This window comes from Terriglobus sp., from assembly GCF_965201105.1.
Taxonomy (GTDB): Bacteria; Acidobacteriota; Terriglobia; order Terriglobales; family Acidobacteriaceae; genus Terriglobus.
The window spans coordinates 2,520,426-2,543,845 of record NZ_OZ241741.1 but is presented as its reverse complement, the minus strand read 5'-3'; the positions used below and the strand labels follow the sequence as shown (position 1 = coordinate 2,543,845).

Annotated in this window: 17 protein-coding genes; 9 read left to right on the top strand and 8 right to left on the bottom strand. The window is 62.4% G+C overall.

Translation table 11 applies throughout. The features are described from left to right. Positions 1-14: 14 nt before the first annotated feature. Positions 15-2,066 carry a glutaminase domain-containing protein gene (locus tag ACOFKT_RS11040; protein ID WP_419804049.1) on the bottom strand — a complete coding sequence of 684 codons (2,052 nt, stop codon included), beginning with the start codon at positions 2,064-2,066 and terminating at the stop codon, positions 15-17. Positions 2,067-2,282: 216 nt separating this feature from the next. On the opposite strand from ACOFKT_RS11040, the gene ACOFKT_RS11035 reads away from it, so the two are divergent. From ACOFKT_RS11035 to ACOFKT_RS11020, 4 genes are read left to right on the top strand one after another with little or no spacing between them, the layout of a single operon-like run. Continuing rightward, on the top strand, positions 2,283-3,629 hold the full coding sequence (locus ACOFKT_RS11035; RefSeq protein ID WP_419804048.1) for a Gfo/Idh/MocA family protein: 1,347 nt from the start codon (positions 2,283-2,285) through the stop codon (positions 3,627-3,629). Between the two features lie 26 nt (positions 3,630-3,655). Beyond that, a complete protein-coding gene (locus tag ACOFKT_RS11030) occupies positions 3,656-4,774 on the top strand; it encodes a Gfo/Idh/MocA family protein (protein ID WP_419804047.1) in 1,119 nt (372 codons plus the stop codon). Between the two features lie 11 nt (positions 4,775-4,785). Then, positions 4,786-6,147 (top strand): FG-GAP repeat domain-containing protein, encoded by a 1,362-nt coding sequence (locus ACOFKT_RS11025; RefSeq protein WP_419804046.1) that lies wholly within the window; start codon positions 4,786-4,788, stop codon positions 6,145-6,147. A gap of 20 nt (positions 6,148-6,167) precedes the next feature. Beyond that, a complete protein-coding gene (locus ACOFKT_RS11020; protein WP_419804045.1) occupies positions 6,168-7,427 on the top strand; it encodes a nucleoside permease in 1,260 nt (419 codons plus the stop codon). Between the two features lie 2 nt (positions 7,428-7,429). Here ACOFKT_RS11020 and ACOFKT_RS11015 read toward each other — a convergent pair whose 3' ends face one another. Genes ACOFKT_RS11015 through ACOFKT_RS11000 form a run of 4 tightly spaced genes read right to left on the bottom strand, consistent with a single transcriptional unit; the run spans position 7,430 to position 11,624 of the window. Further along, the gene (locus ACOFKT_RS11015) at positions 7,430-8,395 is read right to left on the bottom strand and encodes a sugar phosphate isomerase/epimerase family protein (RefSeq protein WP_419804044.1); all 966 of its coding nucleotides are present in this window, start codon (positions 8,393-8,395) and stop codon (positions 7,430-7,432) included. A 2-nt stretch (positions 8,396-8,397) separates the two neighbouring features. Next, entirely contained in the window at positions 8,398-9,288 is an 891-nt protein-coding gene (locus ACOFKT_RS11010) for a sugar phosphate isomerase/epimerase family protein (RefSeq protein ID WP_419804043.1), read from the bottom strand. 19 nt (positions 9,289-9,307) lie between these two features. After that, positions 9,308-10,879 carry a GMC oxidoreductase gene (locus ACOFKT_RS11005; RefSeq protein ID WP_419804042.1) on the bottom strand — a complete coding sequence of 524 codons (1,572 nt, stop codon included), beginning with the start codon at positions 10,877-10,879 and terminating at the stop codon, positions 9,308-9,310. Between the two features lie 16 nt (positions 10,880-10,895). Beyond that, positions 10,896-11,624 carry a gluconate 2-dehydrogenase subunit 3 family protein gene (locus ACOFKT_RS11000; protein ID WP_419804041.1) on the bottom strand — a complete coding sequence of 243 codons (729 nt, stop codon included), beginning with the start codon at positions 11,622-11,624 and terminating at the stop codon, positions 10,896-10,898. A gap of 84 nt (positions 11,625-11,708) precedes the next feature. Here ACOFKT_RS11000 and treZ point away from each other — a divergent pair, with 84 nt between their 5' ends. Next, positions 11,709-13,556, top strand: a complete 1,848-nt coding sequence (treZ, locus tag ACOFKT_RS10995; protein WP_419804040.1) for a malto-oligosyltrehalose trehalohydrolase — start codon at positions 11,709-11,711, stop codon at positions 13,554-13,556. Positions 13,557-13,624: 68 nt separating this feature from the next. On the opposite strand, the gene ACOFKT_RS10990 is transcribed toward treZ, so the two are convergent. Then, positions 13,625-16,129, bottom strand: a complete 2,505-nt coding sequence (locus ACOFKT_RS10990; RefSeq protein WP_419804039.1) for a glycogen/starch/alpha-glucan phosphorylase — start codon at positions 16,127-16,129, stop codon at positions 13,625-13,627. Between the two features lie 131 nt (positions 16,130-16,260). Here ACOFKT_RS10990 and ACOFKT_RS10985 point away from each other — a divergent pair, with 131 nt between their 5' ends. The 4 genes from ACOFKT_RS10985 to ACOFKT_RS10970 all read left to right on the top strand — a co-directional run bounded on the left by ACOFKT_RS10985 (position 16,261) and on the right by ACOFKT_RS10970 (position 20,349). Next, positions 16,261-17,415 carry a diflavin oxidoreductase gene (locus ACOFKT_RS10985; RefSeq protein ID WP_419804038.1) on the top strand — a complete coding sequence of 385 codons (1,155 nt, stop codon included), beginning with the start codon at positions 16,261-16,263 and terminating at the stop codon, positions 17,413-17,415. A 118-nt stretch (positions 17,416-17,533) separates the two neighbouring features. Beyond that, positions 17,534-18,343 carry an MBL fold metallo-hydrolase gene (locus ACOFKT_RS10980; protein ID WP_419804037.1) on the top strand — a complete coding sequence of 270 codons (810 nt, stop codon included), beginning with the start codon at positions 17,534-17,536 and terminating at the stop codon, positions 18,341-18,343. Between the two features lie 92 nt (positions 18,344-18,435). Further along, positions 18,436-19,308, top strand: a complete 873-nt coding sequence (locus ACOFKT_RS10975) for a deoxyribonuclease IV (RefSeq protein WP_419804036.1) — start codon at positions 18,436-18,438, stop codon at positions 19,306-19,308. 105 nt (positions 19,309-19,413) lie between these two features. Next, on the top strand, positions 19,414-20,349 hold the full coding sequence (locus ACOFKT_RS10970; protein WP_419804035.1) for a hypothetical protein: 936 nt from the start codon (positions 19,414-19,416) through the stop codon (positions 20,347-20,349). Positions 20,350-20,405: 56 nt separating this feature from the next. Here ACOFKT_RS10970 and ACOFKT_RS10965 read toward each other — a convergent pair whose 3' ends face one another. Together ACOFKT_RS10965 and ftsZ are read right to left on the bottom strand one after the other, a co-directional pair. Further along, a complete protein-coding gene (locus ACOFKT_RS10965) occupies positions 20,406-21,779 on the bottom strand; it encodes a penicillin-binding transpeptidase domain-containing protein (RefSeq protein ID WP_419804034.1) in 1,374 nt (457 codons plus the stop codon). A 47-nt stretch (positions 21,780-21,826) separates the two neighbouring features. Beyond that, on the bottom strand, positions 21,827-23,398 hold the full coding sequence (gene ftsZ / locus ACOFKT_RS10960; RefSeq protein WP_419804033.1) for a cell division protein FtsZ: 1,572 nt from the start codon (positions 23,396-23,398) through the stop codon (positions 21,827-21,829). Between the last annotated feature and the right edge of the window lie 22 nt (positions 23,399-23,420).

Here is a 23,420-nt window from a genome sequence, read left to right as displayed (position 1 = left end):
ACTGCGATCGGCGTTTAGGGCAGCTTCGTTTTGCTGAGCGCCTTGATAAACACTCCACCGACAACACTGCGGGCTTGGAAGCCCGACTGCTTGCCGGTCTTGGTGTCATACCAGTCGGTTAGCGGAACGCGGGTGGGACCTTCATTGATCCAGGTGTAAATGGGATCCATGATGCTGTGAAAGGTGGCATCGTCGTCCGCCAGTGTGGCGGTCCATAGCTCCCAATCCAGTTTGGTGTAGTCGCGGCGGCTGTCCAGCGGCAGACCGTAGCGATTGATCTTGCCTTTGTAGAAAGCAAGCTCATCCTTCGCAACGGAAGCAGGGAACAGGTCGTAGTGCAGCAGCTTGTCCCAGACCAGGTTGTATTTCTGGCTCCAGGTGCCCTCGCTGTTGAAGGCGAGCTTGTAGTGGTCGCCCTCGCGCGCAAGTTTCATCCATTCGCCCGCCATGCGGTGGGCCTCGGTGCCGTAGCGTTTTGCTTCGGCGTCGTGGTGCAGCAGTTTCGCCAGATTTGCATAGGCGGCAACACCCTCGATCCCCTTGATCGACAGATTGCTGTTGTGGGCGACGTGGCCGGCGAAGTCGTCGGTGGTCAGCTGGTTCTCAGGGTCCAGACCGTGCGTGCGCAGGTACTCGGCCCATTGTGAAAGCTGCGGCCAGAACTGCGCGGCAAGCGTTGTGTCGTGTTCCGCCCGCGCCAGGGCGTCAACCACGATCAGCATGTTGCCGCTTTCTTCCACCGGCATCTGATTCTCTTCGGTCTTTTCGCCACCGCCGTACTCCTGCCCGTTTGCCAGCGGAAAGCGGCCAAGGTCGTGCGGGGCGAAGGGGAAGTGCCACCGGTTCGTCATGGCGGCATAGCGCAGGACGGGCAGAACTTCCGCATGGAGCAGCTTTGGGTTGAACAGCAGCCAGATGGGCGCGGCGGGATAAATCAGGTCCACCGTCGCCATGTCGCCGTTGGAGAAGTTTTCCTTCTCAAAGGTGAGCGGCTCGCCGTCCGGGCCGGCGACCAGCGAATGCGCGGCGATCGCCTGGCGGTAGGCCAGGGTGCACAACCAGGCGTATTGTTCGCCACCGGCGTCCGTCATATTCCGCTGAAAGGTCGCGTCGAACGCCACACCGCGCTGTTCCAGCGTGGCGTAGTCTGCCGCGGCGTGGTCCAGCATTTCGCCGACGGTCATGCCGTTGCGCTGCCAGTACGGCCGCAGGTTTTGCCGGAACACCTGGACGGCGAAGTCCTCGTTGTAGGTCAACAGCACATGGCGGCTGACGGCCGTTTGTGAAACCGAGCCAAGGTCCAGAGCAACCGCGATGTGGTCGCTGTCGTGCTCCAGGCCGGTCGGAACGGACAAATCATCCTCTTGCGGCAGAGCGCCGGTTGCGAAGCTGCGCAGAAGCCGCCTGCCAGTGGCCAGCGTGGCAGCCTCGTCACGCGGCACAACGATGCGGAAGTAACCCCAGTCGATCCGCAGGTCGTCTCCGGAGCGGTTCAGCACGGATTGATCACGGGAGCCGACGGAGACCAGTTCGGTCTGCTGTGTGCGCGCGCGGTTCGCTGTAACCGGCTGACCGGGGTAGCTTGTGGCCAGATCGGGCGAGGCATCCAGCAGCACTTCCACTTTGTGCGCTGCACCGTCGGTCGCGGCGACGTTCCAGGTGAGGTAGGTTACGGGACGCGACAGCAGGTCCAGGTCGTCTGTAAAGGCCGGTGTGAAGAAGGTGAGCGTGACTGCAACGCCCGCGCCGGTGAACTGGTATCTCGTGTGGAGTGCCGTGACCTGCCGGGCCGTCTGCTGCAGGGGCTCGCCCGGTCCGCGGCCCATCACCCGGTACAGCTTGTCGTCGATGCGAAGCAGGCTTGTCAGCGCGTTCGCGTGACCCGTCCAGTGCACCGTGTCGGCGCTGGTCAAAGTGTCCGCGTCTGACCAGATGCTGAAGTAGGGATTGTGGGTGACCAATGGCGTAGACGGCGGCCGCAGCGCCTGCTGCGCCGATGCGGCGGCCGTGAAGATTGCCGTGCCGGCGAGTACGGCGCGAAACCATAGAGCGGGACGAAGGGTCATTGCAATCCTTACGCGTGCAAGTTGCGACGGTGTGCTTCAGCTTGCATCAGCGGTGGGGACCAATGCAACCGCAGGAGCCGGCTGTTCGCCGAGGCTGCATGCGCCCGTGTACGATGCAGGTGCTTGGAAGCAGATGAGATCAGGCGCGCTGAGGCTCGTGAAGACCAGCCAGCCTAGCCATTGTGACAGACCTGGAACACCCTTCGGAGTAGAAGAATGTCTCTCTCGCGCCGCCGCTTTCTTTCCGCGTTTCCGATTGCCACCGCAGCAACTTTGCCTGCCACACATCGACTGCTCGCGGCGACGCAGGCCGAACCGACGCGACAGCGCGGTCCGAATGATCAGGTTCAGTTCGCGCTGATTGGCGCCGGTATTCGCGGCCAGCAGGACGCTTCCTCGGCGCTGCAGGTGCCGAACGTGAAGATTGTCGCCGTGGCGGACTGCTACGACGGCCGTCTGCGCCATGCGAAGGAGTTGTGGGGGCAGGACGTGTTCACCACGCGCGACTATCGCGAAATTCTGGCGCGGCCCGACGTGGACGCCGTGATCGTCGCGACACCCGACCATTGGCATAAGCAGGCCGCGATCGATGCGGCGCATGCCGGCAAAGACGTGTACCTGGAAAAGCCCATGATCCACCTGTACGCGGATGGCCCGGAGATTGTGGCGGCGGCGCAGCGCAACAAACGCATCCTGCAGGTCGGCTCGCAGCGGGTGAGTAATGCTTTGTACCGCAAAGCAAAGGAGCTGCTGGCGTCCGGCGCGATCGGGAAACTGAATCTGGTCGCCGCGCGTTGGGACCGCTCCAGTTCCATGGGTGCGTGGAACTACAGCGTGCCGCCCGATGCCAATCCAGAGACATGCGACTGGCCGCGCTTCCTGGGCGCGGCGCCCAAGATCCCATGGAACGCCGAGCGGTTCTTTCAATGGCGCAAATGGACCGACTATGGTTCCGGCGTGGCGGGCGACCTGTTTGTCCATCTGTTCAGCGGCACACACTTCATCACCGGAGCCAACGGTCCCACGCGCGCTTACGCGACCGGCGGCATCCGTTATTGGAACGACGGCCGCAACGTGCCCGACGTGATGCTTGCGCTGTTCGACTATCCGGAGGGCTTCAACCTGAGCCTGCGCGTGAACCAGGTCGCCGGCGGGGAAGAAGCGGAAAGCTTCCTGTTCACCGGATCGGAAGGCACCATGGAGATCGCCAGCACGGGGCTTACGCTGCAGCGCGCGCCCATGTCCAAGGCTCCTGGCTACACCGTGAATACCTTCGCAAAGGAGCAGCAGCAGGCGTTCCTGAAGCAGTATGAGGCGAAGTACCCGCCCAATCCTCCGGGCACGCTTTCTGACGACACGACCGAGCGGTACCAGAACCCGCGCGGGTATGACGACACGGTCGAGCACTTCCGCAACTTCTTCAACTCGGTGCGTACCCGGACGCAGCCAGTTGAAGATGCGACGTTTGGCTTCCGAGCCGCGGGTGCCGCGCTGCTGAGCAACGTAAGCCTGCAGCGCGACAGCGTGGTGCACTGGAACCCCGAGACGATGAAACTTGCCTGATGGCGATGAACTGCACAAGGAGTCATATGCTGCGTTTGGTTTCGCTACTTCTACTGATACTCGGTTTGACGCCTTTGCCCGCGTCCGCGCAACACGTGCCCGCGGATCAGCCGATCCGGGTTGTGATCGTCGGTCTGGTGCACGGCCATGTGAAGGGGTTTCTGCACGCGCTTCCTCAGAACCATGACGCGAAGCTGGTCGCCATTGTGGAACCGGACACCGCGCTTGCCGCGCAGTACCGTACCGAGTACAAGCTGGATCCGGCGCTGTTCCACACGGACCTGGAAGAAACGCTACGCACGGTCAAGCCGGACGCCGTCCTGGTCTACACCACCATCCAGGATCATCGCCGGGTGATCGTCGCGGCGGCGCAGCTCGGCATTGCAAGCATGGTCGAGAAGCCGCTGACCACCACGATGGCCGACGCTCTCGCGGTGCGCGATGCTTCACGCCGGTACCACGTTCCCGTTCTGGTGAATTATGAGACGACCTGGTACAGCTCCAATGCGGAAGCGTTGCGGCTGGTCGCCGATGGCAAGCTGGGCACGGTTCGCAAAGTCGTGGTGCACGACGGGCATGAGGGACCGAAGGAGATTGGTGTCGGCCCGGAGTGGCTGCCCTGGCTTACCGATCCGGTGAAGAACGGCGCGGGCGCGCTGTTCGACTTCGGCTGCTATGGCGCGGATTTGTTGACGGTGATGATGCACGGCAAGGCACCGCTGAGTGTGACTGCGGTGTCGCAGACAGACAAGCCGCAAGTCTACCCGCATGTGGAGGACGACAGCACGGTGATTCTGCGCTACAACGGCGCGCAGGCCGTTCTGATGCCCTCGTGGGATTGGAGCTTTGCGCGCAAGGACATGGAGGTGTACGGGACGGAGGGAACCGCTGTGACGGTCGGCCCATCGGACATCCGCACACGCCTCCGCCCGGCGAAGCAGGAGAGCCTTGCCCAGGCGGCGCCACTGTCATCCCAGCAGAGCAACTCGCTCGGGTACCTGGCGGCAGTGCTGCATGGGCAGGTGCAGCCGATGGGTGATCTGTCCTCGCTCGACACGAATCTAGTCGTCATGCAGATTCTGGATGCGGCGCGCACCAGTGCCGCCACCGGCCGCACTGTAACGCTGCAGCCGCTGCCGCAGTGAAAGGGATTGCCATGGGTTGGAACCGCTCGCCGCTCGTCATTGCCTGCACGCTTGCCACGCTTGTGCCCTTGTTTTGCACTTCCGCACAAGCGCAACATGACACCCGTAAAGCGCAACCCGGCAACGGCCCAACCGGCTCGCCGGAAACGGTCTTTCTGTCGCACCGCCTGGGCACGGACCACGCAGAAGGCATCAGCGCTTTGGATGTGAATGGCGACGGATTTCTCGACCTTCTGAGCGGTGCGTACTGGTATGAAAATCCCGGGGCACAAGGCGGCACATGGAAGCAGCACCAGTGGCGCACGGTACCGGTGCATGGCGAGTTCGTGAGTGACTGTGGCGAGTGGACCATTGACGTGAATCACGATGGCCACCCCGACGTGGTGACGGCAGGCTGGATCACCAATGGCGCTTGGTGGTTTGAGAACCCAGGACCAGCAGGCGCGGCAAGCGGCGCCATGTGGAAGAAACATTTCATCGGCGACAGCTTTGACACGGAAGGCGGTGCCATCGGCGACATCAACGGCGACGGCAAGCCCGACGTGGCGTTGGCGCACTACAACCGCTCCGGCCTGTCGTGGATCGACTTCAGCGGCCCGCAACCGAAAGTGCACGTGCTGGCGCCGAAGGAGGCAGACGGCCACGGCGTGGGAATCGCCGATATTGACGGCGATGGCAAGGCCGACCTGCTGACGCCCTTCGGCTGGTTTCGCAACGTTGACGCCAACGCGGACAAATGGGAGTGGCACCCGGACTGGCAACTGGGCGATGCCGGCTTTCCGATCCTTGGGTATGACGTGGATGGTGACGGCCGCGCCGACCTGATTGTTGGTCAGGGCCACGGCTACGGCCTGTACTGGTGGCAGCAGGGCGGCCCAAAAGACAAGCCCACCTGGACACGCCATGTCATCGACGAAAGCTTCTCGCAATCGCACGCGCTCAAACTGGTCGACCTGGATGGCGACGGCGTGCCGGAGTTGGTCACTGGTAAACGTTATCGCGGGCACAGTGGCAACGATCCGGGTTCGTACGACCCGGTCGTGCTGTTCTATTACAAGCTGGACCGCAAGACGGCCACGTGGACGCGCCACGCGATCTCAGTAAACGGAACCGCCGGCGTGGGCACGCAGATACTCGCGGAAGATCTCGATCACGACGGCGACATCGACCTGGCCGTTGCGGGCAAGCTTGGCGTGCACGTACTGGAGAACCTGCGCGTCAACAACGTGCCGAAAGCGACACGTGAGGCGCAGCAGCCCATTGAGCGCACCTGGCCGTTTCCGGGCGAGGGCGTGGAGGCGCAGCAGGAAAACGGGCCCGCGGATCGCCATGTGAACGACGCAGTCATCCCGCCAACGCAACCCGAACGTTAGAACAGGCAGGAGACGTCACGATGACCCTTTCCATGCGCGCGCGGTTGGGCACCATGCTCTTCCTGGAGTACTTCATCTGGGGCGCGTGGTACGTGACGCTGGGCACGTGGCTGGCGCAGGGCCTGCACTTCACGGGTGCGCAGGTGGGCCTTGCCGCGGGAACGACCGCGGTGGGCGGCATGGTTTCGCCGTTCCTGGTGGGCTTCGTCGCCGACCGCGTCGCGGCGACGGAACGGATGCTCGCCGTGCTGCATGCGCTCGGGGGCGTTCTGTTGTTTGTGGCCGCACGCCAGACGAGCTTCCACTCGCTGTACTGGCTGGTGCTGCTGTATTGCTTCTGTTTCATGCCGACGCTTGCGCTCACGAACTCTCTTGCATTCCGGCAAATGACTCACCCTGAGACGCAGTTTGGCGGCATCCGCGTCCTGGGGACGTTGGGTTGGATCGTCGCCGGCCTGCTGGTAGGCGCGCTGCGCGTGGAAGCGAGCGCTGTGCCGATGCAACTGGCAGCGGCAAGCTCGCTTGTAATGGCGGTGTATTGCCTGACCCTGCCGCACACGCCACCCGCTCGCAACACCGGACCGCTGACCCTGGGAGCGGTATTTCCCAAGGAAGCCGTGTTGCTGTTGCGCGAACGCTCCGTCGCGGTTTTTGCAGCGGCCAGCTTCCTGATCTGCATTCCGCTGCAGTTCTACTATGCGTTTACGAACTTGTTCCTGAACCAAAGCGGCGTGGTGAATGCGGCGGGCAAGATGACCGGCGGCCAGATGAGCGAGCTTGGCTGCATGCTGTTGCTGCCGGTGTTCTTTCGCCGCCTGGGCGTCAAATGGATGCTTGCGGTGGGCATGCTCGCATGGGTGCTGCGCTACCTGTTTTTTGCGTACGGCAACGCCGGTCCGGGCATGTGGATGCTCTGGCTCGGCATCCTTCTGCACGGCATCTGCTACGACTTCTTTTTCGTCACGGGCCAGATCTACATCGATCAGAAAGCGGCCGTCAATCTGCGTGCTGCGGCCCAGGGGTTTATCACGTTCCTGACCTATGGCGTCGGCATGTTCGTCGGGTCGTGGCTGTCAGGCAACGTAGTGCAGAGGCAAGCGATTCCAGGCGCGGGAACAGAGACGCTCTACCATTGGCACGCGGTGTGGCTGTTCCCGGCAATCTTCTCCGCGGTCGTGCTTGTACTTTTCCTGCTGCTGTTCTCAGATAGGCGGCGAAGCGTGACTGCGGAACCCGAGGGCAATTTCGAAACAATTGGCGAACCGCCGCTGCCTGTGTAGCCCTACAACCACCAGGGCGCAACCGGCGGTTCGTTCAGCACGACTCGATCGAGCATGGCCGTCGCGGAAGACAGCCCCTCGTGAATGGAAGCGAGCGCATCCTCATGCTCGATGCTCAGAACGTAGTCGTAACCGGTCAGTCGCAGCGCAGACACGATCGCCTTCCACTCCAACTCGCCGTGCCCCCAGCCGACCGTGCGGAACAGCCATGAGCGTTCTGACATCTCTGCGTAACTTTTTGTATCCAGCACGCCATTGCGAGCAATCTTCGCGGGCGATAGCGCAACGTCTTTCGCATGCACGTGAAAGATGGCGTCACCCAGCGCGGCGATCACGGCCGGCATGTCCATGCCCTGCCACCACAGATGGCTCGGGTCCAGATTGATGCCCAGCGCCGGCCCGGTGGCCGCGCGCAGGCGTAGCAGCGTCTCTGTGTTGTAAACGCAGAACCCCGGGTGTGCCTCCAGCGCGACACGAACGCCGTGCTGCTCTGCATACCCCGCCGCATCGCGCCAGTAGGGGATCAGCCGTTCTTCCCATTGCCAGCGCGCCGCTTCCGCGTACTCCGGTGGCCACGCGGCGGTGATCCAGTTCGGCGTTGCGTCGTTTGGGCCGCCACCGGGGCAGCCTGAAAAGGTGACGACGACCGGCACCTCAAATGCTTCGGCCAGCTGCACCGTATCGCGGAAGAGCTTATCATCCCGTCCCGCGATTTCGCGCCCTGGATGCACCGGGTTGCCATGGCACGAGAAGGCACTGATCGTCAGTCCAGCATCCTGCAGCTTCTGCCTGTATTCGCGGACACGCTCTGGGGAAGCAAGCAGCGCGGCCATGTCGATGTGACTTGATCCAGGCCAACCGCCGGTTCCGATTTCCAGCGCACGGATCGCGGGATATTTCCCGACCTCGCGCAGAAGGTCCTCAAAGCCGAGTTGGTTGAACACCGGGGTGAACAGCCCAATCTGCATCGCTATGCCTGCAGCTTGTGCCAGTAGTCCGCATCCACCTTCAGCGATTGCTGCCAGGGCATATCGAACGCTTCCTGCTCAACGAATGCATGCGTGATGTGCTGGTTTTTCGCTGCCTGCGCGAACAGGGGATGGAAGTCGATCGAGCCCATGCCGAGTTCGGTGACTTTGCTCTCCTCACGCTTGTCCGGCTGCGGGTTAGTTGCCAGCTTGAAGTCCTTGACGTGCAGCATGCTGAAGCGGTGTGGGTACTGCTGCATCAACTGCACGGGATCCGCGCCGGCGACTTTAACCCAGCCCGCGTCCATCTCAAACGTCACCTTCGCTGGGTCAGTCAGCCGCAGCAATTCGGCATAAGGCGTTGTGCGCTCAAGCGGAATGAACTCACCCGTGTGGTTGTGATAACCGAAGTGAAGGCCCACGCCGTTGGCCTTTTCGCCGACCTTGTTGAACTGTTCCGCAGCGTTCCGCCAATCGTCCAGCGTCATGGGCGAGCTCTTGCCGGGCGCGCTGCCGTCCCGCTTCGGCGTTGATGGGCAGATCAGGTAAGTGCAGCCCAGTTCCTTGGCATAGGCGGCTGTTTCATCGAATCGGGTGGTTACGTCGGCGAAACCGTAGTGTGCGCTCACGCAGCGTAGCCCCGCCTTGTCCAGCGAAGCCCGAATCTCCTTAGCCGGCTTTTTTGGCAGCGATGCGGACTCTACCTCCGTATAGCCGGCCGCATGCACCGCGGCCAGCGCGCCGTCCAGGTCTTGCGCCATCTGCTCGCGCACGCTATAGAGCTGCAGGCCCGCGGGCAGGCCGAGAGGATTCGCCCAAGCTGCTTTGCCTTGCAAAGTGAATGCCGCGGCGGTCAGCGCGGTGGAGCGGAGCAGAGTGCGGCGAGTCATCATCACAGTTGTTGTCTCCGGTTTATACGTTCAGCTTTGTCATTTCGCCCGCCAGGTGCTCGGACGCGCGCATCGACAGCGCGGAAATCGTCATCGTTGGGTTTTGCCATCCTGCGCTTGTAAAGGCCGCGCCATCCACGATGAACAGATTCTTGTGATCGTGGCTTTGGTTCCAGCGGTTTACGACGCCCTTCTTCGGGTCGTCGTGCATGCGGCAGGTACCTACTTCGTGGATGCTGTACCCGGGAGGGTTCGGCACCACATTGCTCGAGAGCACTTCGAAGCCGGCGTCGTGCGCCATCTGCGATCCGGTCTCCACCGCATCTTTCGCCATGGCGAACTCGTTGTCGGTGTATTTCGTTTCCACGTGCAATACGGGTATGCCCCAGGCGTCGGTCACGTCGGGATTGATACGCACGTGGTTTTCGTAACGAGCCAGCACTTCGCCCATCAGGGTCATATAAAACGCTGAGCCGTGGTATTCGTCCAGCTTGCGTTGGAGTTCTGCGCCATACGCTGCGAAGTTGCGCGGCTCCAGCCCGCCGGCGCGGCTGGTCACGTTCAGAGCATAGCCCCGCAGAAACCGTGGGTCTTTGCTCGTGATGTTGCGAAAGCGTGGAACGATGGCGCCGCCGCCCATCAGCCTGGGAGTCGCACGGCCATTCCGCGCCTCCGGCACGCTGCAGGTGACGCCCGCGCCATAAATCTGGTCGCATAGGTAGCGCCCGACCAGGCCGCTGCTGTTGGCAAGCTTGCTGTTCAGCAGCAGGCGTGTGCTTTCTAGCGTGCCCGCTGCCAGCACGATGACGCGGGCCTTCACCTCCATCTCGCGATGCGAGAGCCGATCGATGAAGTGAACGCCGTTGGGTTGGCCGGTGTTTTTGTCGACTGTAATTTCACGGACGATCGCATTCGACACGGACGTGAGCTTGCCCGTCCGCTCCGCATCGGGAATCAGCAGATTTACCGAACTTGCCAGGCCGTCGCGGCCCCGGGCCGTTCGCTGCTTGCACACGGTGACACCCAGCGGTTTGCCCGCGGCGATGAACCGCTGCATCGATTCCGACCACGGTTCGTTGTCCAGAACAAAGTTGCCATCCGGCATCTGCGGCGGGCCATCCTTCGCACCGTAGACCTGGAAGATGTCCTCGACGCGCGAGTAATAGGGCGAAAGCTCGGCGTGATTGATCGGCCAGTCCTCGCCGAAGCCATCGTGCGACTTCCCTTTGAACTCGTAGTCGCTCAAGCGGAACGATTGCCGCGACCAGAAGAGGGAACGTCCGCCAAACAGCCGAACGCGCACCCAGTTGTACGGGTTTTGCGGAGCAAAGGTGTACGGCACCTCCTGCTCGTCGACCCAAACGTTCGTGTTGTATTCGCTTGCCTGGAAAACATGCTCCAGCTTGCCCGGTGGCTTGAAGCCGCGAAACGGCAGCTCATACGGCGCCTTGCGCTGCGTGTGCCGGCCCACGTCGGCCACGGGGCCGGCGTTCAGCATCAGGCAGTTCACGCCTTTTTCGCACAAGACCTTGGCAGCCATGCCGCCGGCATGACCGGAGCCGATGATCAGTACGTCGACGGGTTCGTTCAGCATGCGTGTTTCCGTTCGTTCAGCGTGGATAAGACGGGGCAGTGTTCGATGACTTGGGCGCGGCCTGCACAGGGGCGGGCCGTTGGTGCACAGCGCGGAAATTCGCAGCGCTGGTGTCGGGATCGATGGGGGACCAGTACATCTGCGCGGCGTTAAAGTCCGTCCGTCCATGCGCCTCCGCATTCACCCATGCGCGGCTGTTCATGGTTGCGGTACGAATGTCAGCATGTGCGATGTTGACGAATTCGGCGTGTGGCTCCGTGGGCGGATGATCACTCATCCACGTGCGCAGCCAGGGTTTCAGCACGGCGTCGGCCTGCTCGGGCGTGGTTTTCGCGAAAGCAACACCGCTTGTGCGGCGCGACTCCGTATCCAGCCAGTCCAGCCCGCCGGTGTAGAGCGTCTTGCGCGCGGCAGGGGAGTCGCCAATCAGAAAATCCAGAAATTGCGGCGTCTCCGCCTCCACCGCTCCGGGCATGTCACCAAGTTGCGGCAGCAAAACACTGCTCAAGTGAACCAGCGTCGCCATCTGTAAGGGTGAGAAGAAGGTCGCGTCCGTCGCCGCGACGTCATCCACGGTCTCGGTGTGCGGCAGGGGTGTCTTGCTGTTCAGGCCCAGCGTCCACGGTACCGGTGCCGGTGGCGGCGGCAAAGGGTTCTGCGTCGTGGGCGCCTGCTGTTGCGCCAGCAACATTTCCGGCAAGACGCATGCGCCCGTCATCATCCACACGAACTCACGACGCTTCATGGGTGCGCTCCTGGGTCAGCGATCTTTGTAGTGGGTCACGAGCAACAATGTCAACGCGTGCGGTAGCGTTTTGAGGGCTCGCCGGTGCATTCTAAAGCCGTGGCCGAAACAGAGTCGCCCTCCTTCTCCCGCACCAACGCGCACGCGATGCTCTTTGGCGCCGAACTTCTGCCCGGCGCGGGCGTACGCTTTCGTATCTTTGCTCCCGCGGTGGACAGCTTTCGCTTGCGCCTGGAAGGGCGGAGCGAAGACCTGCCCATGCAGAGCATCGACAACGGCTGGTTTGAGCGCGTTGAGCCGAGCGCGAAAGCCGGCACCCACTACCGCTTCGTTCTGCCGGACGGCACCGCCGTTGCCGACCCGGCATCGCGTTACCAGCCCCAGGATGTACACGGGCCAAGCGAGGTGATCGACCCAGCGTCCTATCTCTGGACCGACGACACCTGGCAGGGCCGCTCGTGGTCGCAAACGATCCTGTATGAACTGCACATCGGCACCTTCACGCCAGAGGGCACCTTTGCTGCTGCCGCGGAGAAGCTGCCGAAGCTGGCCGAGATCGGCATCACTGCCATCGAAATCATGTGCCTCTCCGAGTTCGCGGGCAATCGGAACTGGGGCTACGATTCCGTGCTGCTGTATGCGCCGGACGCGACCTACGGCCGTCCCGAGGACCTGAAGGGCCTTGTTGACATGGCGCACCGTTACGGCATTCAGGTCATTCTGGATGTGGTGTACAACCACTTCGGCCCCGAGGGAAACGACCTGCCGAAGTACTTTCCGCAGCTGCTTACTGACAAGCACAACACGCCGTGGGGCGATGCGCTGAATTTCGATGAGGACGAGGCAGGCAGCTGCGCCAAGCAGGTTCGCGAACTCATTATCCAAAACGCCCTGTACTGGGTTGAGGAGTTTCACATCGATGGCCTACGGCTGGACGCCGCCCACGCCATCATCGACCAGGGCAAGCTGCACGTGCTGGACGAACTGGCTCTTCGTGTGCGCGAGTGCGCCGCCGCGCAACAGCCACCACGCCACGTCCACCTGATCCGCGAAGATGAACAGAACATCGCAAACAAGCTGCTGCGCAATGAACGGGGTCACTGCGAAAAGTTCACCGCGCAGTGGAACCATGACATGTCGCACATGCTGGGCGCGGCCATGCGCCAGGATTTCAGCGGCGGTGCAGATGATGGCGAAACCTTCAAGCAGGCGGAGACGGTTGCACAAGGATTCGTAATCGCCGCGGAAGAGAGCGGTCAAGGTGCGGAGGTGCGCTGCCATGTGCCGCCGACCGCATTTGTGGCCTTTGTACAGACACACGACCTGATCGGGAACCGCATCGGTGGCGAACGCATCCACGCGCTTGCTCCGCCGCAGTCGGTACGCGCCGTAACGGCTTTGCTGCTGCTCACGCCGCAAATTCCCATGTTCTTCATGGGCGACGAGTTCGCCGCGAAGTCCCCGTTCCCATATTTCTGCGACTTTGGTGGCGACCTGGGAAAGGCAGTCAGCAAAGGCCGCCGCGAGTTCCTGCGGCAGCTGCACAATGCAGATGATGCCGCGCTGGCCAAGGCGCCAGACCCGCAACAGGAGAGCACGTTCCTGAGCGCGAAACTGGATTGGCAGCAGCGCGAAGACTCAGATCTGCCGGATTGGTACCGCCGCATCCTGCGGGCCCGTCTGGAGCGCATCAGCCCGGCGCTGGAGAGCCTGCATGACCGTTGTGGCACCTTCCGCGTCTTGCGTGCTGGCGCGTTTGAGGTGGTCTGGAAGCTGGACAACATCACGCTCACCGGAAGCGCAAATCTTCGCCCGGACAGCACGGACGGCTTCACCGAGAAGGGTGAAGACATCTGGCTGGAAGGCTCTGCGGAATCGAGCACACGCCTTGGCCCCTGGTCGGTTCGCTGGACCGTTGCACCGCAGGGCTGACAGCTCGTGCTCAGCTCTACGGTGAGGCTGTTGTCAGGACAAGGTCCTGCTTCTAATCGTTCAAAGCGTTACCGGCCGAGTTCGATCTTCCAGATCTTTTCGCAGTACTCCCGGATGGAGCGATCGGAACTGAACTTGCCCGATCGCGCCGTGTTCAGCACGCTCATCCGGCTCCACTTTTTGCTGTCGCAGAAAATCCTGCCCGCATCGGCCTGCGCGCGCGTGTAGTCGTCAAAATCGGCCATGACAAAGAAGCGGTCGACCTCCATCAGGTCCTTGATCATCGGCGCAAAGGTGTCGCGATCGCCGCCGGTGAACTGACCACTGCGCAGGCCATCGATGACCTCACGCAACAGCGGGCTCTTGTCGTAGAACTCACGGGGCTTGTACCCGGCCCGCTGCTTCTCTGCAATCTGCGGCGCGGTCAATCCAAAGAGGAAGAAGTTATCCGCACCGGCTTCCTCGCGAATTTCGATGTTCGCGCCGTCCAGCGTGCCAATGGCGACCGCGCCGTTCATCATGAACTTCATGCAGCCGGTGCCGCTTGCCTCCTTGCCGGCCGTGCTGATCTGCTCACTCAAATCAGCTGCCGGGTAGATACGCTGTCCGAGCGAAACGCTGTAATCCGGTACAAACAAAACCCGCAGCAAATCTTTGGTCTGTGGATCCTTGCCGACCAACTCGCCTACCGCACAGACAAGCTTGATCATCAGCTTGGCATACACGTAGCTCGGTGCGGCCTTGCCGCCGAAAAGAAACGTGCGCGCCGGAATGTCTTTCAACTCGCCCGACTTGATGCGGCAGTAAAGGCTTAAGATGTGCAGCGCATTCAGGTGCTGGCGCTTGTATTCGTGAATGCGCTTCACCTGGACATCGAACATGCTTGCCGGGTCAAGGCTCACGTCCATGGTGCGCTTGATAAAGTCGCCGAGCCGGCCCTTGGATTCTTCCTGGCGCTTCCGCCACTTCTCCAGAAAGCCTGCGTCATCGATGAATTTCTCAAGGCCGCGCAGGGCGTACAGGTCGGTGTGCCAGCCGGTGCCCAGAACCTCATTCAGCAGCGTGGTCAGCGGCGGATCGGAGAGCATGAGCCAACGCCGTGGCGTCACACCATTTGTCACATTGGTAAAGCGATTGGGAAAGGCCTCATAGAAGTCTTTCAACGTGTCTTCCTTGAGCAGCTCCGAATGCAGCTCGGCCACACCATTGACCATCTTGCTGCCGACCACTGCCAGGTTCGCCATGCGGACCTGTTTCTCACCCTCTTCGCCGATCAGGCTCATGCGTGACCAGCGCGCCGTGTCGCCGGGGAACTTGCCCTGCATGTCCTTCAGGAAGCGCCGGTTGATTTCGTAGATGATCTCGATGTGCCGTGGCAGGAGGCTGGCAAAGATCGGCAGCGGCCACTTTTCCAGAGCCTCCGGAAGCAGCGTGTGATTCGTGTAGCCAAACGTGGCCTGCGTGATCTTCCACGCTTCGTCCCAGCTGAACTCTTCCTGATCGGTCAGGATGCGCATCAGCTCCGCAATGCCGATAGACGGATGCGTGTCGTTCAACTGCACGGTCCACTTTTCGGCAAAGGTCGCCATGGGCAGCTTCTGCAGCTTGTGCAGGCGAACCATGTCCTGCAGCGAGCACGATGTGAAGAAGTACTGCTGCATCAGCCGCAGACGCTTACCCTGTTCCGTTTCGTCGGGCGGATAGAGCACCTTTGAGATCGTCTCCGACTCCATCTTGTCGCGTACCGCGCCCATGTAGTCGCCGCGATTGAAGATCTCCAGGTCAAAGCTGTCCTCGGCCTCGGCCTTCCACAATCGCAGGCGATTGACCTGCTTGTTCCGATAGCCCGGGATCGGCGTGTCATAGGCGACGCCTTTGACCGTGAACGCAGGCACCCAGTGCCAGATCAACTCACCCGTCTTCTCGTCCTTGGTGGTTTCGGTGTGGCCGCCGAAGTTCACGTGCTGCGTTGCGTCGGACGACGTGATCTCCCACGGATTGCCGTATTCCAGCCATTTATCGGAGTGTTCCACCTGTTCGCCGTCGCAAATTTCCTGGCGAAAGATACCGAATTCGTAGCGCAGGCCGTACCCGACCGCGGGCACCTCCAACGTGGTCATGGAATCCATGTAGCAGGCTGCCAGCCGTCCCAGGCCGCCGTTGCCCAGGCCTGGCTCGGGTTCCTCGTCCGCCAGATCATTCAAGTCGTAGCCCAGCTCCTTGCAGGCCTGGTCGGCGGCGTGCGTCACGCCAAGGTTCAGCAGGCCGTTCAGCAGGTGTGGTCCCAGCAGGAACTCAGCCGACAAGTAGCAGACCACGCGTACATGGTGCTGTACGTAGCTTTCAACAGTCGTGATCCAGTCGTCCATCACGCGGTCGCGAGTCAGGTGCGCCATGGCGCGGTACTGGTCCAGCGTGTTGGAGTATTCCACCGGTTTGCCAATGGTGCGACGCATGTGTCGCAGGAACGCAAGCCGGATGCCCTCGGCCGACCGATTGTCCTGTGCCGCACTCGCTGTGGCGCTGCTTGTATCCGTCTTACTCGTCTGCTGCCCCTGCGAAGCGTCCTGCACTTGAACCCCTTTCGGCACTGCCGACCTATATTGTCGCAGAGAGCCGCTGGAATGGCGTGTTCACACTGTGTGGAATGCGACTCCATGCGTCCGGCATGGTACCCTTGTAGATTGAGAAAAGCCCCTAAAACATGAGCTCAGAGACACAAAAGTACAGCCGCAACAACCCCTTCGTTTCCACCATGCTGGTCAACTACGTGATGACCGACAGCGACTCCGAAAAGGAGACGCGGCATATCGAATTGGCGCTGGACAGCGGCATGGAGTACACACCGGGCGACTCTGTCGGTATCCTGCCGACGAACCGCGACGCCGAAGTGGAAGACGTGCTCAAGGCGCTCGGCTACAACGGCGATGAGAAGGTGCTCGACTTTTTCAAAAAAGAGACCACGCTCGACGACGCTTTGCGCACAAAGCTGCACATTGGAAAACTCACCCGCGGCTCCGTCAACGCTTATGCAAAGATCGCGCCTGAGACCACACCAGGCCTCGATTTCCTGAAGTCGCTTGCCGGCCAGGACAATAAATCCAGGGCCGAGGAGTTTGTATGGGGCCGCGAGTTCGTCGACCTTCTAACGGAACACCCGGGAGGCATTACCGATCCACAGCAGCTCTTCACGGTGTTGGGCCGCCTGACGCCGCGCATGTACTCCATCGCCAGCTCGCAGGCGAAGACACCGGACACGGTACATACCACGGTCCGCGTAGTGCGTTATCACACGCACGGCCGCGAGCGGCAGGGTCTCTGCTCCGGCCACCTGGGCGAGCGCGCCGACCCGGGCGCAACGTTGCCGATCTTTCTTCACGCAAACCAGAATTTCCGCCTGCCTGAGGACACGACCGCGCCCGTCATCATGGTCGGGCCCGGCACCGGCATCGCTCCGTTCCGCGCCTACCTGCAGCATCGCCAGGCGCACGGCCACACCGGCCAGAACTGGTTGTTTTTCGGCGAGCAGCGCATGGCATCGGACTTTCTGTATCGCGACGAGTGGAACAGCATGCTTGCCGATGGTACGTTGACGCGCCTCGACACCGCGTTCTCGCGTGACCAGAGCAAAAAGATTTACGTGCAGGATCGGATGCGCGAGAACAAGGAAGAACTCTTCCAGTGGCTCGAGCGCGGCGCCTACTTCTACGTCTGTGGCGACGCCAGCCGCATGGCCAAGGACGTGGAACAAACTCTGCTGGACACCATCGCTGACGGCAAAGGCTGCACGCCCGATGATGCACAGGCTTACCTGGGCGACATGAAGAAGGCAAAGCGATACCAACTCGACGTCTACTGAGCGGTCCTGATCGTGCATGAAAGGAGGCTCCTGCGGGAGCCTCCTTTCATGCGCCGATCTCGGCCTTGCCACCCTTGTCACACCCGCTGCGCTCATCCAAACCGGCGAGGGACAAGGGATGGAGCACATTGAGATTTCACCGAATGACGTCGTTGCCATGGACGCGATCGCACAGGGCGTCTTTGGCCTGCGCATCACCTTTGTGAATGTCTTCGGCGTCGTGAACGCGAATGGAACCTGGACGCTGATCGATGCCGGCATTCCGGGCTCCGCATCTGCGATTCGCACCTGGGCGCAGAAGCAGTTCGGCCGCCCGCCCGCTGCCATCGTACTCACGCACGGTCACTTCGACCATGTGGGTGCCGCTCGAAACCTGGCGGATCAATGGCGCGTCCCGGTGTACGCCCGCCCGCTCGAGTTCCCCTATCTGACGGGCAGAGAATCCTACCCGCCGCCGAACCCTGGCGCGGGTGGCGGACTGATGGCGCTGCTGTCACCGATCTATCCGAAGGACCCCATCGACCTGGGTACGCACCTGCGGCCGCTGGACGCGGGCACACACCAGAACATGCCCGAACTGGACGGGTGGCAGGTGCTGCACACACCCGGGCACACACCCGGACACGTGTCGCTCTATCGCGCGTCCGACGAAACGCTGCTGGTGGGCGACGCGTTCTGCACGACAAAGGCCGAGTCGTTTTTTGAGGCGGCGCTTGTGCAACAGCCCGAACTGCAAGGGCCGCCCGCCTATTTCACCTCGGATTGGGACGCGGCGCTTGCGACGGTTCGGAAGCTTGCCGGCCTGTCGCCGCGAACGGTGGCTCCGGGGCACGGCAAACCGCTCGCCGGCGCGGATGTCGCGGCACGGCTGCGAGACTTGGCGGCTCACTTTGAGGAGGTCGCCGTGCCGGAGAATCGCAAAGGTTAAGTGGCGATCCTGGTTCGTATGCGACCGCCCGTCCATCGGCGATGCACCGTATGCTCCCGCGAGCAAACATCAACCTCTTCTACCATCGAAGCATGGCATCACCCAGGCAGAAGCAGCGCATCGGCATCCATCTCTCCACAAGCGGAGGCACCTGGACGGCGGTGCAGCGCGCGGTCGACTGCGGTGCCAACTGCTTTCAGATCTTCTCGTCGTCCCCTCGCAACTGGCGTGCCACACCGGTCACGGCAGAGGATGCCGAGCGCATGCGCAGCGGCCTTGCGCGGCACGGCATCGAACCCCTCGTCATCCATGCGTCGTACCTGATCAATCTGTGCTCGCAGACGGCAGAGGTCCGCAAGAACTCCACCGCTGCCTTCCGCGGCGAAGTCGAGCGCGCGCTCGCGCTTGGCGCGAATTACCTTGTGCTGCATCCGGGCTCATGGAAGGGTCTGACACGCGAAGAAGCATTGCAGCACGCGGCGGAAAACATTGAGCGCGCCATCGACGGTCTGCCTTGCCAGGACTCTCCACTGCGCATTCTTATCGAGAACTCCGCAGGCTCGGAGTTCTCAATGGGTGGCCGGCTCGACCAAATTGCGGACCTGGTTCACCTGCTGGACCGCTGCGCGCCGGTCGATGTCTGCCTCGATACCTGCCATACGCATGTCGCTGGCTACGACATCGTCACCGCCGAGGGCTACCTGGAAACAGTGCAGCAGATTCAGGACGGCTTCGGCACCGCGCGCGTGAAGGTCTGGCACTGCAACGATGCCAAAGCGCCGCAGGGCAGCAAACTGGATCGGCACCAGCACGTGGGCGATGGCACCATTGGGCCGGATGCGTTTCGCCGCATTCTTAATGACCCTCGCTTCGCGCACTGCGCCTTTATCGCCGAAACTCCCGTCGATGAGCCGGGCGACATCCTTCGCAATGTTTCGGTGCTGCGCACGCTCGCCGCACGCTAACCTGCTAGCCTTCGTGCCAGCACGGCTCGGCCCTTCTGCGGTGAAGCCTTTGTAAGCAGCCCTCGTCTGTAGGTGCAGAGTCACCCTTGGAGGGGTGCCCGACCCATGAAGCTTGCGATTACTGCTGTCGTTCTGTCCACTGCCCTGACGCTTCCGCTCGCAGCGCAGACCGTGCCAAACTCCGATCTCGACGCGCCCACACCGCCTGCTCCGTTCGGCATGCACCCAGGCGGCCCACATGGCGCACGCGGCCGAGGTATGTTCGGCCCCGGCATGGCTGCGCACCACGTTGAAACCATTTCAAACGAACCCTTCACTGCCCAGTTCACGGGAATGTCGAACTTTACCGATCACCAAAGCAAGCAGCAGCAGCGGAGCACCACCAGCACCGTGTATCGAGACTCACAGGGTCGCGTACGCGAAGAGGTCACGCTGCCCGCGCCTCCGCCACGACCGCCCGCAGCAGCAGATTCCGGCACGGCACCGGCTGCACCACCCGCGCCGCGCGGTCCGCGCACCATGGTCATCATTCTCGATCCTGTGGCGCACACGATCACCCACCTGAACGCCGATCGTCAGACAGCGTACGTGCAAAATGTGCCGGCGGACTTTTTCACGCACATGCAGCAGCGGGCCGAGCGTCGCGAGTCGGGACAGTCGCCACAGCAACGGCGCGACAATGCGACGAGCACGGACCTGGGTAGCAAACTCGTCGCGGGATTGCCGGCAAAGGGCGAGCAGACCACGCTCACCTTCCCGGCGCGCGACGGCGGATCGGCACACACCATCACGCGCCAGAACTGGTTCTCACCCGACCTGAAGCTTGAGGTGAGTTCCTCGGAAACCAGCGATCGCGGTACGCGTTCCGAGACCCTGACCAGCCTGAACAAGGCAGAGCCAAACCCTAGTCTTTTCCAGGTGCCGACAGGGTATACCACAACGAACACGCCGGACCGTTCCTTTGCGGGCGGTCACCACGGTCGCGGACAAGGACCCGGCAGTCCTGCCGGTGATGAGGACGTGCCACCGCCACCCCTGTAGCTTCGCAAATGCAAGAGGCCACCCGATGCGGATGGCCTCTTTCGTTTGCTTGCGACCTACTGCGTAGGCGAGGTGGCGCCAGTGTCCGCCGACTCGGCATCGTCATCGCCCTTTGCCGGAACAATCGGCACGACGGGATGCTGCCCGAAGTAAGCCCGGTTTGAGAGCGCGCGATAGAAGATGCCGGTCAACTCCGCGGCTTTAGGTCCAAACGTCGGCCTTCCGCCCGTCAGGAAAAAGACCGTCACGATGCGCCCCGTGGGACCCTCGCCGTATGCGGCAAACCAGCCGTACCGCGTGCCGTTGTTGGAACAGGTTCCCGTCTTGCCCAGCACGGGAAAATCCGTGAAGTTCGTCCGCAGGCTGCGCGCCGTTCCGAATCGCGCGTTTACCGCGCCGGCCATGCCGGGCAGCATCTCCGGAATCGCCGACTGGATGTTGAGCGTTCGCTTCAACCGCGGCTGGAAGTTCGCAATCTGCTCTGGCGTGGTCGGATGTTGCAGATAGAAGAGCGATCCGCCATTTGCGATCGCGCTCACAATCGCCCCCAACTGCATCGGAGTCATCTGCACCGACTCGCCGAACGAACACATGCGGCCAACGCCGCCCTGCGCCAGCGGCAACTCGTGGTCCGGGTACACGCCAAGCGTTTCGCCGGGAATGTTGTAGCCCGCCAGTTCACCCAGACCGAACTGGTTTTCGTAGTGCTTCAGCTTCTCAAACCCCATCTCACGGCCGAGCACTTCAAAATAAGGGTTCACGCTCTTGGCCAGCGCGTACGTCATGTTCACGCGATAGCTGCCGCCCAGCGACACCGGCGTGTCGGCGTGCACCAGTCCCTCGCTCAAGGCCGCCAGCGCGACCGTGACCTTGATCGTGCTGCACGGCTCCGAACCAGGGCCAAGCGCCATTTTCTGATTGACCATGGCCAGAAGGCGGCCGTTGCTCGGGTCGATTGCCAGCGCCGTGCCGTTGTAGTTGCCGAGCGCCTCGATCAGCGAAGCCCGAACCAACGGATCCTCGCCGGCCGTCACGTCGCCGAGCACCAGGTTGTCAACGTTGTCCGTGAAGGAAGATGCGGTAAAGCGCTCGCCGTAGCGATGCGAGGGAACGGACGCGCGCACAAGACGGCCGTTCCGCCCACGCCGTGCAATCGTGATCACGTTGTTCTTCGATGTTGCGCGTCCGCGCTTACCCGTTCCGGCATGAACGGGTGCAACGTGGCCGCGGCTGTGTTGCAGAGCCGCCATGTGCCGGCCTGCCGAAGCGCTCTCACGCACAGCGACAGGGCCGCGCCGGGAGCCATGCGCTGGGACGCGGCTGTGTGCCGCGTGCGCAAGCACCGGAAGCGAGCACGCCAGGAACAGCGATCCTGCAAGGCGCAGCAAGCCGGGCAGATTGAGCGAAAGGGAACCAGCAAACTTGTTCAAAACCACTCCTGTCCGGGTTGGACGGGCACGTGAGATGGATGCCTCGGTTAGTGAGAACCGCGGCGCAAGAAGGCAGGGATGTCAAGCTCGTCGTGTTCCGGCTGCTCCGGTTCGACTTGCGGCGCCAGCCCGCCAAAGGTCGGTACACGCACGTCGGTCCGCAGCTGCGGCTCGGCGTCAAATGCCGGCTCCGCCGGGGTTTGATCCTCCGTCCTGCGCCGGCCGCGCAGAAAAAAGTCATCATCGAACGCAGAGGCCGGTACCGGCACCAGCTCCGGTTCGTGTTGTTGCGGCTTCTGCATGGCGGTCTGCATCGCGTCGGCAAAGCTGGGCTGCGGCGGTGCAGCTGGCTCCACCTCCCGCTCGTCGGCGCGGAACGTCGATGCCGGAACATAGGTCGGCGCAGGCGGAGCGTTGGACGAGCTGATCTGTGGCATCGCCGGCGCGGTTGCTGCCGTCTGCGGCGCCCTCGGGGCTGTTGCGGAGTCGGGCGTCGGATCGGGCCGGTAGACCGGCTCCGCAAAGGTTGGCCTTGGCGGTTGTGTCACGATCGGCGGCGGTGTGAAGAAGCTCTCGCTCATGCCCCGGCCACCGGCTGGATAGCTCTGTTCCAGCATGCGCTCGCGCCGCTCGTTGTCGGCACCGCGGTCACGGAAGCCGGTCGCAATCACGGTGATCTTGACCTGGTCGCCCATGGTCTCGTCCTGCACCGCGCCAAAGATGATGTTGGCATCCTCGTGCGCCGCGTCCTGAATCAGGGTGGAGGCGGCGTTCACCTCGCTCAGCTTCAGCGACGAGGAGCCGGTAATGTTGATCAGGATGCCGCGCGCGCCATCGATCGCGCCCGCCTCCAGCAGCGGTGATGCCATGGCTGCATGTGCTGCCTCGATCGCGCGGCTTGAGCCAGAACCGACGCCGGTCGCCATTACGGCATAGCCCATCCCCGCCATCGTGGTCTTTACGTCTGCGAAGTCGCGGTTGATCACGCCCGGAATGGTGATGATGTCCGAAATGCCCTGAACCGCCTGGCGCAGCACGTCATCCGCCACGCGGAATGATTCAAAAAAGCCCGTATCCTGCGCCACTTCGAGCAGCTTCTCGTTCGGGATTACGATCACCGTGTCCACGGCATCCAGCAGTTCCTGCAGACCGCGCTCGGCCTGCGACCGGCGTCGCTTGCCTTCAAAGCCAAAGGGCCGCGTGACGACCGCGACGGTCAGCGCGCCCATCTCGCTCGCCAACGAGGCTATGACCGGTGCCGCGCCCGTACCGGTGCCGCCGCCAAGGCCGGTCGTCACGAACACCATGTCCGCGCCTTCCAGCGCCTCGATGATCTTGTCGGAATCTTCCAGAGCCGCGCGCCGGCCCACGTCCGGATTTGCGCCTGCACCCAGGCCGTTCGTCAGCTTTACGCCAAGCTGCAGCTTAACCGGTGCCTGCGACGTTTTCAATGCCTGCACATCTGTGTTCGCGGCAATGAATTCAACGCCTTCCACCCTGGCCGCGATCATGCGGTTCACGGCATTGTTGCCGCCGCCGCCCACGCCGATGACCTTGATCCGTGCGCCTCGCGGCATGTCGTCCTGGTACTGAATGCGAAGGTCGTCGTCGGGCAGCATCGGTTGGAAAACTCCTTAGGGC

Coding starts and splice junctions, on each gene's coding strand:
- ACOFKT_RS10985 (WP_419804038.1), top strand. CDS start 16,261: ATGAGCTCAGAGACACAAAAGTACAGCCGCAACAACCCCTTCGTTTCC.
- ACOFKT_RS10980 (WP_419804037.1), top strand. CDS start 17,534: ATGGAGCACATTGAGATTTCACCGAATGACGTCGTTGCCATGGACGCG.
- ACOFKT_RS11010 (WP_419804043.1), bottom strand. CDS start 9,288: ATGATGACTCGCCGCACTCTGCTCCGCTCCACCGCGCTGACCGCCGCG.
- ftsZ (WP_419804033.1), bottom strand. CDS start 23,398: ATGCTGCCCGACGACGACCTTCGCATTCAGTACCAGGACGACATGCCG.
- ACOFKT_RS11035 (WP_419804048.1), top strand. CDS start 2,283: ATGTCTCTCTCGCGCCGCCGCTTTCTTTCCGCGTTTCCGATTGCCACC.
- ACOFKT_RS11000 (WP_419804041.1), bottom strand. CDS start 11,624: ATGAAGCGTCGTGAGTTCGTGTGGATGATGACGGGCGCATGCGTCTTG.
- ACOFKT_RS11030 (WP_419804047.1), top strand. CDS start 3,656: ATGCTGCGTTTGGTTTCGCTACTTCTACTGATACTCGGTTTGACGCCT.
- ACOFKT_RS10970 (WP_419804035.1), top strand. CDS start 19,414: ATGAAGCTTGCGATTACTGCTGTCGTTCTGTCCACTGCCCTGACGCTT.
- ACOFKT_RS11040 (WP_419804049.1), bottom strand. CDS start 2,066: ATGACCCTTCGTCCCGCTCTATGGTTTCGCGCCGTACTCGCCGGCACG.
- ACOFKT_RS11005 (WP_419804042.1), bottom strand. CDS start 10,879: ATGCTGAACGAACCCGTCGACGTACTGATCATCGGCTCCGGTCATGCC.
- ACOFKT_RS11025 (WP_419804046.1), top strand. CDS start 4,786: ATGGGTTGGAACCGCTCGCCGCTCGTCATTGCCTGCACGCTTGCCACG.
- ACOFKT_RS11020 (WP_419804045.1), top strand. CDS start 6,168: ATGACCCTTTCCATGCGCGCGCGGTTGGGCACCATGCTCTTCCTGGAG.
- ACOFKT_RS11015 (WP_419804044.1), bottom strand. CDS start 8,395: ATGCAGATTGGGCTGTTCACCCCGGTGTTCAACCAACTCGGCTTTGAG.
- ACOFKT_RS10975 (WP_419804036.1), top strand. CDS start 18,436: ATGGCATCACCCAGGCAGAAGCAGCGCATCGGCATCCATCTCTCCACA.